At 63.7% G+C, this 12,449-nt stretch carries 11 protein-coding genes; 9 read left to right on the top strand and 2 right to left on the bottom strand.

All coding sequences use genetic code 11. From position 1 onward, the window contains the following. Nucleotides 1-13: 13 nt before the first annotated feature. On the top strand, nucleotides 14-1,279 hold the full coding sequence (locus tag AO684_RS07445; RefSeq protein ID WP_054302111.1) for an MFS transporter: 1,266 nt from the start codon (nucleotides 14-16) through the stop codon (nucleotides 1,277-1,279). 211 nt (nucleotides 1,280-1,490) lie between these two features. After that, the gene (locus tag AO684_RS22535) at nucleotides 1,491-4,508 is read left to right on the top strand and encodes a putative Ig domain-containing protein (protein WP_054302110.1); all 3,018 of its coding nucleotides are present in this window, start codon (nucleotides 1,491-1,493) and stop codon (nucleotides 4,506-4,508) included. Nucleotides 4,509-4,621: 113 nt separating this feature from the next. Here the strand turns inward: AO684_RS22535 and AO684_RS21800 are convergent, their stop codons facing one another. Then, on the bottom strand, nucleotides 4,622-4,765 hold the full coding sequence (locus AO684_RS21800; protein ID WP_158640721.1) for a hypothetical protein: 144 nt from the start codon (nucleotides 4,763-4,765) through the stop codon (nucleotides 4,622-4,624). 92 nt (nucleotides 4,766-4,857) lie between these two features. Next, a complete protein-coding gene (locus AO684_RS07430) occupies nucleotides 4,858-5,097 on the bottom strand; it encodes a hypothetical protein (protein WP_235451235.1) in 240 nt (79 codons plus the stop codon). 301 nt (nucleotides 5,098-5,398) lie between these two features. Here AO684_RS07430 and AO684_RS07425 point away from each other — a divergent pair, with 301 nt between their 5' ends. The 7 genes from AO684_RS07425 to AO684_RS07395 all read left to right on the top strand — a co-directional run bounded on the left by AO684_RS07425 (nucleotide 5,399) and on the right by AO684_RS07395 (nucleotide 12,394). Then, nucleotides 5,399-5,872, top strand: coding sequence for an Lrp/AsnC family transcriptional regulator (locus AO684_RS07425; protein WP_054302108.1), 474 nt, complete (start codon nucleotides 5,399-5,401; stop codon nucleotides 5,870-5,872). Between the two features lie 94 nt (nucleotides 5,873-5,966). Continuing rightward, nucleotides 5,967-6,548: an alpha/beta hydrolase gene (locus AO684_RS07420; protein WP_235451234.1), complete on the top strand. Its 582-nt coding sequence runs from the start codon at nucleotides 5,967-5,969 to the stop codon at nucleotides 6,546-6,548. Between the two features lie 263 nt (nucleotides 6,549-6,811). Beyond that, entirely contained in the window at nucleotides 6,812-7,819 is a 1,008-nt protein-coding gene (locus tag AO684_RS07415) for a LacI family DNA-binding transcriptional regulator (protein ID WP_054302107.1), read from the top strand. A gap of 55 nt (nucleotides 7,820-7,874) precedes the next feature. Continuing rightward, a complete protein-coding gene (locus AO684_RS07410) occupies nucleotides 7,875-8,747 on the top strand; it encodes a carbohydrate ABC transporter permease (RefSeq protein ID WP_054302106.1) in 873 nt (290 codons plus the stop codon). Next, nucleotides 8,737-9,570 carry a carbohydrate ABC transporter permease gene (locus tag AO684_RS07405; RefSeq protein WP_054302105.1) on the top strand — a complete coding sequence of 278 codons (834 nt, stop codon included), beginning with the start codon at nucleotides 8,737-8,739 and terminating at the stop codon, nucleotides 9,568-9,570. The genes AO684_RS07410 and AO684_RS07405 overlap by 11 nt, the downstream gene beginning before the upstream one ends. Nucleotides 9,571-9,594: 24 nt before the next feature. Next, the gene (locus AO684_RS07400) at nucleotides 9,595-10,869 is read left to right on the top strand and encodes an ABC transporter substrate-binding protein (protein ID WP_054302104.1); all 1,275 of its coding nucleotides are present in this window, start codon (nucleotides 9,595-9,597) and stop codon (nucleotides 10,867-10,869) included. A gap of 79 nt (nucleotides 10,870-10,948) precedes the next feature. Next, nucleotides 10,949-12,394 (top strand): FAD-dependent oxidoreductase, encoded by a 1,446-nt coding sequence (locus AO684_RS07395; protein WP_054302103.1) that lies wholly within the window; start codon nucleotides 10,949-10,951, stop codon nucleotides 12,392-12,394. The last annotated feature ends 55 nt before the right edge of the window (nucleotides 12,395-12,449 follow it).

Raw genomic sequence — 12,449 nt, 5'->3', positions numbered from 1 at the left:
ACGAGAGTTCCTGATGTTGCGCCGACTTGTCTTTGCCACGCCTGAGCTTTCGCAAAACCTGATGTTTGCCTCGGTGAATGGCTGGTTTCTGTACTACCTCGTCACCGTGCTCGGGCTTTCGCCTGCACTTGCGGGGGCGGTGTTCCTGATCGGGCGCGTGCTGGATGCGGTGCTGGATGTTCCGGTGGGCTTCCTGTCCGACCGGATGGCGCGCAGGGGCGGGCGGGTGCGGCTGATCGGCGTCTCGCTGCCGCTTGCGGCATGTGCCTTTGTGGTGATGTGGCTGGCCCCGGCGATGGGCACCTCGCATACCGTGGTTTTTCTGGCGGCGACGGCAGGGTTCTCACTGTTTGCCCTGTTCTACACACTGGTTGCCGTGCCGCGCATCGCGCTGTTGCCGGGCTATGCCCGCACGCGGCCCGAACGGATCCGTCAGGTCGCCATCGACATGGTTGTCGCATGGTTTGCGGTCGGGATGGCCTCGGCGGCATTTCCCGCGCTGGTCGGCCAGGCTGCCCGCCATACCGAAGCCCCGCTGACCTGGGGGCTTGCGGCTGCGGTCGTCGCAGTCATCGGACTGGCGTTCTATCTGCCGTTTCTGCTGCGGGTTGATGACAGGATGCTGCATCCGCAGGGTGCGAAGGCCCCCCTGACATTGCGGCAGGGTCTCGCGCGGCTGCGACGGCTGCGGCAGAGGCTGCCATTCGGCCGGTTCTTCCTGCTGGTGCTCGCGCCATTCCTGCTGCAATCTGTACTGCCCTTCTATCTGAGCCTGCATATCGGCCTGCCGGCTGAGCGGCAGTTTCCGGTGCTGGGCGCAGTCTTCGCCATCGCTTTGCTGGCTTTTCCGGTCTGGTCCCGCATCGCGCAGCGTGTCAGCGCCAGAAGCCAGACGCTTGCCGCGCTGGGGATAACGGCTTCCGCTCTGGTGGTGATGCCCTTTCTGCCCGCCGGGCTGTCTGCCCCGATCTTCGCGCTTGCAGTGATCTGCGGTGCGGGCCTGTCCGGTCTGGCGCTTGCGGCCTGGGTGCTGATCCCGCAGACGGTCGACCGGGCGCAGCAGATGGCAGAAGCGCCGGGGGAGGGGCTGACCTCGGCGGCCTTCACCTTCATCAACAAGCTGGCGGCAGGTGGGGCGGCGATTATTAACGGCATCGCGCTGTCGCTTGTTCCGCCCCGCGCCGGGGGTGGTGACAGCCTGATCGGCTGGGCGGCTTCGCTGCCCGCGCTGGCCTGCTGCCTGATCGCGGCGGCGCTGCTGTTGCGCGGTGCCCGGTAAAACCGGCCTTCCCGTGGCAGCGCCAGACCGACAATCGCCCGGCTATCCCCCCCAAGGGGGAAGCGGGTGGCAGGGCTTTGAGTTAAATTCTCAATCAAATCTGTTGGTTGCCATGCTGACCGAGGGCGCATGCCCCGGTGGATCAGGGCGTGCCGTCCCCCTGTGACGTCGCATGTGATTGCGTGCGTCCGGCGATTCCGGAGGAATTTGAATGAGCTTTTACATCCCCGTCTCCATGCGCATTGAATACACACTGGATTCGCGATCAGCTTTTTACAGTTACGCAGAGACCTACGATCCTTACAGCTTCAGCGATTCCGGTGACCCGACCGGGGCCTCGCTGAACGAGGCGGCGCAGGATTTGATGTTCACCGGCAGTGTGGAAGGGCAAGCGTTCGAGTTCATTCTGGTCGAACAACTGCGGCACATGCTTGGCACGCTGAATACCTCGCTCAGCGAGACCTATGCCACCTATTCACATTCTTATTCAAACACCTGGGACATGTGGTACGCCAACGGCGCCATCACGGAATGGTTCGTGGGATACGGCCCGGGAACCAATGCCTACGACACCCTCTTTGGCACGGCAGAGTGGTATCGGAACGATTACGGCAACGTTTCCAGCGGGTCGGACGAGACCTCGCTCGTCTATCAAAGCTGGACCTGGTGGACCGACTCCTTCGAGGTTGACTACGATCTTTATGATGAAGTGGTGAACTTCAATGCGCTGTCCGGGCTGCAATCGCTTGCGATCCTCTATGGTGATCACCCGCTTGCCAGCGGTGGGGAGGACGCCGATGTCGTGGTGCTTTCCGATACCGGCAGGATCGAGGTCAGTTATCAGGGCAATACCCGGATTTACGATCTGGAAAGCATCTTCGATGCTGCCGGTGGCAATGACAGCATCACCGGCGGCCTGCGCGAAGATCAAATCTCGGGCGGTGAGGGGCATGACACACTGAGCGGCGCGGCGGCTTCCGACAGCCTTTATGGCGGCGGCGGCGCCGATCTTCTGTATGGCGGCCTGGGCGATGATGAATTGCAGGGCGAGGGCGGAAACGACTCGGCCTATGGCGGTGAGGGGCAGGATTACCTGCTTGGCGGTGATGGGGATGACCTGCTGGATGGCGGCGCCGGAGACGATACGCTGGACGGGCAGGGCAGCGGAAATGACACGCTGTTCGGCGGTGATGGGAATGACAACCTGTCCGGCCATGACGGCGGCTCGATCTACGGCGGGGCGGGGAACGATACGATCTACGGCACGCTTTATGGCGGCGAGCTGGTCGCCGATGGCGGGGCAGGGAGCGACTATTTCGACGTTTCAGCAACTTCCGCCGGTGTCGTCACCCTGTCGGGGGGCGATGGCGATGATACGCTGCTCGTCTGGGCGGATGTTTCCGGCGAGGTCGATCTGGGGGACGGGGCGGATACGCTGAACGTCGATGCGCAGAACGCGATCCGCGTGACGACCGGCGCCGGGAAGGACCGGATCGTGCTTCAGAACTGGTCGGAAGCCGTCGACAACAAACTGGAAATTACCGATTTTCAGGCAGGAACAGGCGGTGATGTGCTGGTGCTGGACCGGCTGTTCGGCGCGGGCCGTGATCCCTTTGCCGAGGGGATGCTTTCCCTCCGCCAGGCGGGGGGCGATTCGGTTCTTTGGCTGGACAGCGACGGGGACGGGGCGGCTGAGGCAGTCAGGCTGGTCACCTTCCGCGACACGGATGCCGCGGCTTTCGCGCCGGGAAATATCTCGCCCTTGTCAGCCTCGCTGGACGATGCGCCCGTTGTGACCCGGCCGCTGGCGAACCGCAGGTTTGCGGAGGACAGCGGCAGGTTCAGCTTCACCCTACCGTCCGACAGTTTCACTGACCCCGAGGGCAAGATGCCCGTCCTTTCGGCAAGGCTGGCAAACGGGCGGGCCCTGCCTGCCTGGTTGAGCTTTGATACCGCGACAGGCAGCTTTACCGGGACACCGCCCGCGAACTTCAACGGCGCTCTTGATATCCGTGTGACGGCAAGCGATGGCCGATGGAAGGTCAGCGATGAATTCAGGCTGGCCATCCTGCCGGTCAACGATGCGCCGACCGGGCGTATCCTGATCGACAAGTCAGTGCATGTCGGCACTGCCGTGCGTGCCGATGTCTCGGCGCTTGCCGATGCTGACGGGCTTGGCGCATTTGCGTTTCAATGGTTGCGCGACGGCAAAGCGATCCGCAGTGCAACGGAGGCCGCCTATATTCCGTCGGTGGCGGATATCGGGGCAAGACTGTCTGTCCGCGTGCGCTACGAGGATGGCGATGGCACGCGCGAAACCATCACCTCTGCCGCTACAGCGCGCGTTCCGCTGGAACCGCTGGTGGGAACATCCGCAAAGGACACGCTGACCGGATCGCATCGGAATGACACGATCCGGGGGGGCGGTGGCAATGACACGCTTGATGGCCGGGCCGGAAACGACAAGCTGTTCGGCGGTTCGGGCGGCGACGAGCTGAAAGGCGGAACCGGGGCCGACACGCTGGATGGCGGCAGCGGCAACGACAGGCTGTTCGGCGGTTCGGGCCAGGATCTGTTGCGCGGCGGGGCAGGGGCCGATACGCTGGACGGCGGCGGTGGAGCGGACAGAATGGCCGGAGGCAGCGGAAACGATACCTATATCGTGAATGCGACGGGCGATCTTATCAGCGAGGCGCGGCGGGGCGGCGTGGATCATGTGCGGACCTCGGTTGATCTGACGCTTGCCGCAAATGTGGAAAATCTGACGATGACCGGAAAGGCCGATCTGACGGCCGTCGGCAACGGCTCCGCGAACCTGATGACCGGCAACAGCGGCCGCAACACGCTGAATGGCGCGCGCGGCAACGATACGCTGGATGGCGGTGGTGGCAATGACCGGCTGACCGGAGGGCAGGGCAATGACCTTCTGAAAGGTAGCACCGGGGCCGATACGCTGGATGGTGGCTCTGGACGCGATGTGCTGACAGGTGGCAGCGGGGCGGATGTCTTCGTTTTCACCGCAGGCTCGGGGCGCGATGTCATCACCGATTTCCGCAAGTCTGCCGACATGATCCAGCTGCGTGACCTGGGTGTATCCTCGTTCAGCGAGGTGCGGGCCCTTGCCACTCGGGTTGACGGCGACGTGGTGATCCGGTTCGGCGAGGGCGATACCCTGATCCTCCGCGACACCACGATCCAGGCGCTGTCCGAGGCGATGATCTTCGTCTGACCGTCAACCGCCGGACGCCACCCTGATCTTACGCGGCCCGGCTGAATGCCGGGAGCCGCCGGGGCCATGAAGGCCCCGGCGGCAGTTGCACAGGCCGCACTCCTGCGCGGTGGTCAGTTGCCCCGCATCACGCGCGGCACCGGCCAGCCGGTCAGGCGCTCGCGCCCGGTTTCGATGGTGACACGGCCGTCATTCAGTTCTGCCACTTTCAGGCCCTGGGCCGTGACGGTTCCGGCGAGTTTGATCGTGATCAGCATGTCGGTCTCTTTCGTTTCGGGGGCCGGGCGATGCGCGGCAAAGCGAGGGGAAATGGGCAGAAGCCCGAGCGGGATGGCAGGACAGGCCATGGTCATCGGTGTGCCAGCGGGTCAAGCGGTTCGATAAGCGCCTCCCAGACCGCAGGGTCGCGACCCTCCAGCAACTCTGCTGCGGCTTCGGCCGGACGGCGCGAGAACAGGGTCAGTGGCCTCCCGTTGATCCGGTGCAGGGCCCCGGTGCGCCGGTCGACCAGACGCACGGCACAGGTGCGCAGATCGCCTTGCATCTTGTGCATCGACACGGGCTGCGCATGGGCGGCAAATACGGTCATCTTGCGATCTCCTTTGCTTGGGGCGGCGGGCTGCCGCCGTTGCCCATTAATAACGACATACTTGATCGAGTATTTCCAGAGAAAATTCACGTTCATTTTTGTCGTGTATATGGAATTTTCCTGCTGTGGGTGCTCTTCTGGCTGAAGGCCCATTCTTTAAAATAAAAGAATCAATATCTTGTGAGTAATCTGAGCGCCAAAAAAATCACGATCAAATATATAGACATTTCTTCAAACCCTGCCATGCTGGAGGTGTTGGCCCGGAAGTTCATCGCAGCCCATCCCGTCAGGAGGACCAAAGATGGAGGCACTTGATCTGATCGACCGCAAGATCGTGGCCGAACTCATGCGCGACGCCACACTGCCTCTGGCCCAGATCGGCGAGAAGGTCGGCCTGTCGCAGACGCCGTGCTGGAAGCGTATCCAGCGGCTTCAGGAAAGTGGCGTGCTGACTGCAAGGGTGGCCATGGCCGATCCGGCCAAGCTGGGCTTTGGCCTGACCATCTTCGTCGGTATCGAGGCGCCGGACCATGGCGCAGACTGGCGTGCGGCCTTCACCCGGGCAGTGGCGAGCCTGCCCGAGATCATGGAAGTCTATCGTATGGCGGGCGAGATGGATTACCTGCTGCGCATCGCGGTACCGGACATGACGGCGTTCGACACGCTGTACAAACGGCTGACCGATGCGGTGCCGATCAGGAATGTCACCTCGCATTTCGCGATGGAACGGATGAAGTTCACCACCGCCTATCCGGTGGATACCCGCAGCCGCTGAGAAGGATTTTTCCTGCAAGGGGGGAGTCTTTGGAAACAAAAACACGACAAGATTGATAGATTTATCTGGTGCAACCCGAGGAAAGGAGCCCGCCATGACCATGACCAAGACGCTGATCGTGCCCGGCCTTGATGGCTCACCCGCGCCGCACTGGCAGCATTGGTGGGCGCAGACCGATCCCCATGCGCAGATGGTAGATCTGTCCTTTCCGCATCATCCCTCGCCCGAGGTCTGGGAGTTTGAGCTTGCGGGCGCAATCCTGCAACATCCCGATACGGTGCTTGTCGGTCATTCGCTTGGTGCGGTGCTGATCGCGCGGCTGTTGACGAAATGGCCGCATCTGCGCGTGTCGGCGGCCTTGCTGGTGGCCCCGGCGGAGACGGCGGGAAATGATCACATCGGCCATTTTGGCGCCATTCCAGAGCAATCGCTGGATCTGCCTGCAATTGTCGTGGGCAGTCGCAATGACCCGTGGATGTCGTTCGAACGCGCCAGCGCGCTGGCTGGGGTGTGGGGGGCGCAACTGGTTGATCTGGGCGACGCCGGTCATGTGAATGTCGCCTCGGGCTATGGGCCCTGGCCGCAGGGGAAAGCCCTGGCCGCCATGCTGCGCCCGGAGCCGCTCGCCACTGCGCCGAGGCGGATGCCGCATCAGGAGGGCGGGCTCTGGCTGTGACCTTCAGCCACGGACCGGCATGCTGCCTGCCGTGGCCGCGCGAAACGGTTCGCTCTGCACAATGTGCGGCAGATCACGGGTTCGGGGCGGCTGCTCCGGGCATTTGACATCCCCATGCGGCCGGATCGGCAAGGTCCGGTCGCATAAGTATGAGCATCGGGTGTCCCGCAAAACGTCCCGCGAAAGATCCCGGTTGACAGAAGGTTGCAGTGAAGGTTAAACGTTTAACAAATGAAGTTAAACGTTTTGCCAAGCGAGGCGCCGTGTCAAGAATCACCATCAAGGATGTGGCGGCACAGGCGGGCGTGTCGATCGCAACGGTTTCCAATGCGTTCAGCGGGCGGAAATCCGTCAGCCCCGATATCATCCAGCGGGTCGAGGACGCCGCCCGCGCGCTTGGCTATCAGAAGAACATCGCCGCCTCGCAGTTGCGGTCGGGCAGGGTGCGGGTGGTGGGCGTGCTGGTGCCCAGCCTCGCGGATACATTCTTCGCCTCGCTGGTGTCGCATCTTGAGGAACTGGCCGAGGCTGACGGCTTTCAGGTGCTGGTCGCCACCTCGCGCGATGATGCCCGCCACGAAAGGGCGCAGCTCGACGCGCTGCTGGGGTGGAAGCCTTCGGGCCTGATCGCAGTGCCCTGCACCAACCAGATCCCCGAAAATCTGCGCCGCGAATTTCCGGGCCTGCCAATGGTTCTGGTCGACCGTATCGGTGAGGACGACCTGCCGGTCGACACCGTGACAGTGGATAACCATGCCGCCGGGCGCGAGGCGGCCGAGCATGTGCTGGATCTGGGGCACCGGGATATCCTGATCGCGGCCTCCGTCGCGGCCCTGCGTCCGATTGCCGAGCGTATCCGTGGCATCAGCGGAGCCTGCCATCACCACGCAGGCCAGCCGCCCCGGATCATCGAGCTTGGTCCCGACGTGGAAACCGGGGCGGCCCGGCTGGAGGCATGGCTGGCCCGGAACAGCCATCCGACAGCGGTGATCGCAATGACCAACGTGACCACACTCGCGGTTCTGACCGCCTTTGCACAGCGCGGAATCGACATTCCGGGGGCGGTCTCGCTGGTGGGATTTGACGACTACGCCTGGATGACGGCCCGCAAGGTGCCGCTCTCTGCCGTACGCCAGCCGATCCGCGACATCGCGGCTGCGGCCTGGACCAGGCTGATGGAAAGAATGGACGGTTCCGAGGAAGCACCGGCCCGGATCGTGCTGGAGGCGCCGCTGCAACGCCGCGATTCCGTGGGGGCGGTTCCGGCCTGACCGGACCGGCCGACCGAAGGAGAGACCGGCCTCGCGCCGGTCGGGGAGATATGCCGTGAGGAAGACCACGTTTCTGGGGGTAATACCCCTGCTTGCGCCCGTGCAGCTGTTGCTGCTGTGCGTCGTGATCCTGCCAGCGCTCTATGTCGTCTGGCTGAGCTTTCATCTGTCGAGCTTCGGTCAGGCACCGGAATTCGTCGGGTGGCAGAATTATCTGCGCGTCCTGTCGGACCCGGCGTTCCGCAGTGCGATGTGGAACACGGTGATCATCGTGGTGGTCGCGGTGCATCTGGAAATGCTTGTCGCGCTGGGGATGGCGCTGCTGTTCAACAGCGGGGTGAAGTTCCGCCGCTTCCTGCTGGTTGCCGTTCTGGCGCCCTATGCGGTGTCCGAGGTGGTCGCGGTCGCGATGTGGCGCTTTCTGTTCGATCTGGACATCGGCCCGGTCACGCTTGCCTTGCAGGCGCTGGGTCTGCCCGTGCTCGAATGGTCCTACGAGCCCAGCCATGCGATGATCATGATCATCCTGCTGACCATCTGGATGCATCTGCCCTTCACCTTCGTCATCCTCTATGCGGCCCGGCTGGCCATGCCTGCCGACCTGTACGAGGCGGCGCGGATCGACGGCGCCACGCGGCTGCAATGTTTCTGGCGGGTGACGCTGCCGCTGATGGGGCCGGCGATCATCGTGGCACTGCTGTTCCGCTATATCTTTGCGTTCCGCATGTTTTCCGAAGTCTGGCTGCTGACCGGGGGTGGCCCGGCCCGCTCGACCGAAGTGGTGGCGGTTTATCTGTATCAGGAGGCGTTCAGCTACAACGCTTTCGGCACCGCCTCGGCCACGGCGCTGCTGATGGTGATCGCCTCTCTGGTGCTGGCATCCGGTTATATCTGGCTCTTGCGTCGGCAGGTGAAGAATGCGCGCTGAATCCCTTCTCGTTCCGATTGGCAAGACGCTGGCCGTGGCCGCGATCCTTGTCTGGTCGCTGTTCCCGATCGTCTTCATCGTCGCCTCGTCGGTGAAGCCGGGACAGGACATCTTCGCCGTGCCGCCGCAATGGGTTTTCGAGCCGACCTTGCAGCATTACACGACGCTCTGGGCGCAATGGGGGGTGTTCTTCCGCGGGCTCTGGAATTCGCTCCTCATCACCATCGGGGCGACGGTGCTGGCCGTCGTGGCCTCGACCTGCGCGGGCTATGCCTTTTCGCGCCATGCCGCGCGCTGGCTGGACCTGTCGGTCGTCGGGCTGATCGCGGTGCGTCTGATCCCGCCCATCGTGGTGACGCTGCCGCTGTTTCCCATCGTGAACCGTCTGGGGCTGGCCGACACCCATCTGGTGCTGATCGTGCTTTACGCGACCTTCTTCGTTTCGCTGGGCACGGTGCTGATGCGCACCTTCATCGACCAGATCCCCCGCGATCTGGACGAGGCGGCGGCCATCGACGGTGCATCGCGGCTTACAATCCTGTGGCGGGTGATCGTGCCGCTGGCGGCGCCCGGTATCTTTGCGGTGGCGGTCTTCGTGATCGTCTTCGCCTGGAACGAATTCCTGTTCGCTTTCATCTTCACCGGGACCAATGCCAAGACCGCGCCGCTCGTGATTTCCGAGATGATCGGCTCGATCGACGGGGTGGACTGGGGCGTGCTGTTCGCCGCCTCGACCGTCCAGCTCGCGCCGGTTCTGGCCTTCGTGATCCTGATGAACCGCTACCTCGTGGCCGGGCTGACCGCCGGTGCCACCAAAGGCTGATCCATGTTTCTGGGAGGAGACACCATGACAAGACCGATGCAGATGAACCGCCGCGGATTTCTGGCCAGCGCAACCGGGACGCTGGCGCTGCTGACGGCCGCCCCGGCCCTCGCGGCGGGCAAAGTGCTGAATATCCTCAGTCACCGGGTCCATCAGGCGGTTTTGGGCGAGGGTGAGGGCGATCTGATGGCGGGCTGGAAAACGGCCAATGACGCCGATCTGGCCTTCACCACCTTCGATTCCAACCCGCTGATGGACCGGCTGTTCCGCGAGGCGAGCCTGCCGGAAACCGAATTCAGCGTGGGATACATGGTCGACAACCGCCCCACCTCGGATATCGCACGTCTGTTCGAACCGCTGGATGGCTGGCAGGAAAAAGACCCGATTGCCGATTTCGCGGATCTGGCCCCCGGTCTGATCAAAGGCATGACCATCGACGGCAAGCTGATCGGCATTCCGGTGCGCACGGCGACGCAGGCGCTGTTCTACAACGAAGATCTGCTGGAACAGGCGGGCTTCACCGCACCGCCCGCCACGCTGGAGGAGCTGGTCGCGCAGGCGCAGAAGATTTCGGCCGACAAGATCGCGACCGGCATGGTGCTGGCCTCGGATCTGGCGGTCTTCCCGGTGATGTTTGCCCGTGCTTTCGGTGGCGATTTCCTCACGCAGGATTTCAGGCTGCTGCCCGATCCCGCCGCGATGGAACAGGCACTGACGGTGCTTGCGGGAATGTTCGCCGACGGCTCATTGCCACGCAGTTATGCCACCACCAAGAATGACGATCAGGTCACCTGGATGCAGCAGGGGCGTGCAGCCTTCACCGTGCTGCCCTTTGCCCGTGCGGCGCAGCTCAACAATCCTGAGCAATCCAAATTCCCCGGCCGCATCAAGGCGGTGGGCTTCCCGGTGACGGGGGGACTGGTCGGCAAGACTCCGATGGCGGCGGTGGTGGAGGCCTGGGCCATGGTGATCCCGGCCAATGCCAGGGACAAGGATCTGGCCTGGAGCTACATCAGGCAGGTTTCCTCACCAGAAACCACGCTGGGCATGGCGCTGAACGGCAATGGCGCGGCGCGGGTCTCGACCCTCTCGGACCCCAGGCTGATCGAGAAGAACCCGCTGGCTGCCATTGAGGCTGAGGCGCTGGCCAATGCGCGCGGTGCCTTCCCGCCCTTCCCCGAAGCCGCCCGCGCGCAGGCGCTGTTCCTTGAGGAAGTCCAGCTTGCCGTCATGGGTCGCAAGACCCCGGCCGAGGCGGTGGCCGCGATCTCCGAACGGGTGGCACCGCTGCTGCCCTGACCCTCAGGCTTCGGGCGGGGCTGTCATGGCCCCGCCGTCCTTCCCCTTTTCCGAATTCCACGATTAGGATCTGCGAAACATGGCACAGACTGCCACCATCCACGAACCCGCCCGCGAAATCCCCGTCAGCGCGGACTATGATGTGCTTGTCGTCGGCGGCGGTCCGGCGGGGCTGACTTCGGCGCTGGCAGCGGCGGAAAGCGGTCTGCGGGTCGGTCTGCTGGAAAGCCGCAGCTTCGTCGGCGGCAACATGACCATCGGCCTGCCGGTGCTGGGCTTCCTTGGGCAGAAGGGCAACCAGATCATCGAAGGGCTGCCACAGAAATTCATCGACCGGCTGAAGGCGCGCGAGGCGGCCTCGGAACACCGGGCCTGCCCGCTGCATATGGGCATCACACTGGTGGAACCCGAGGCCGTCAAGACCGTGGGCCTTGAGATGCTGACCGAAGCCGGGGTGGATGTGGTGTTCTACACCTTCGTCGCGGGCGTGGTGATGGATGAGGACGGCCACACGATCCGGGGCGTCATCACCGAAAGCAAATCGGGGCGCAGCGCCGTGATGGCCCGCGTCGTGATCGACTGTACCGGCGATGCAGATGTGGCCCACCGCGCCGGGGTCGTGACCGAAAAGGGCAATGAACATGGCGGGATGCAGCCGCCCACGCTGATGTTCTGCCTGTCGGATGTGGATACCGACAAGCTGCGGATGGCCATCGCCAATGCCCCGAAAGAGGCGCGCACCTATCTGACCGATTTCATCCCCGCCGATTACTTCGGCCAGAACCACCAGTTCATCGTGGTGGGTCTGCGCGAGTTGATGGCGAAGGCCAGGCAGGAGCGCGATCTTGATATTCCGAACGAGCGCACGATCATCATCACAGGGCTGAAGAAAGGCGAGGCCTGGATCAACATGACCCGCGTCGCGGGCACCGATGGCACCGATGCCCGCTCGTTGTCCAATGGCGAGATCGTGGCCCGGCGGCAGATCGACGATATCGTGGAATATCTGGTCAACTATGTTCCGGGGTTCGAGAAGGCGCATTTTACCAAGACCGCGCCTTTCCTCGGCATTCGCGAAACCCGGCGCATCGTCGGGCGCTATGTCATGAACGAACAGGATGTCCTGGGGTGCCGGCATTTCGAGGATGCGATTGCCGTTGCCTCTTACCCCATCGACATTCACCGCCCCGGCGACGAAGGCTGTACCCTGATCTGGTGCGGGGATTGCTACGACATCCCCTATCGCTCGCTTCTGCCGCAGCGGGTGGAAAACCTGATCGTGGCCGGGCGCGCGATTTCCACCACGCATGAGGCGATGGGTGCGATCCGTGTGATGGCGACCTGCATGGCGATGGGCGAGGCTGCGGGTCGCGCGGCCGCGCTGGCGATCCGGCAGGATATCCGGCCACATGAGGTGGATATTCATGCCCTGCGCCGCGACTTGCTGACCCACGGTGCCTATCTGCGCGGCCTGATGGGCGAGCGGCTGACCCCCGAAACCGAGGCGGTCGCCATTCCCGGCTGATCCGCCGCCAAAGGGCCCCGCAGGCCGGGGCCCGTCACCTGCCTAACAACGGAGG

Source organism: Gemmobacter sp. LW-1 (genome assembly GCF_001303875.1).
GTDB lineage: Bacteria > Pseudomonadota > Alphaproteobacteria > Rhodobacterales > Rhodobacteraceae > Gemmobacter > Gemmobacter caeni.
Note: the sequence above shows the minus strand (reverse complement) of the source record. Positions and strands in the feature narration are given on the sequence as shown.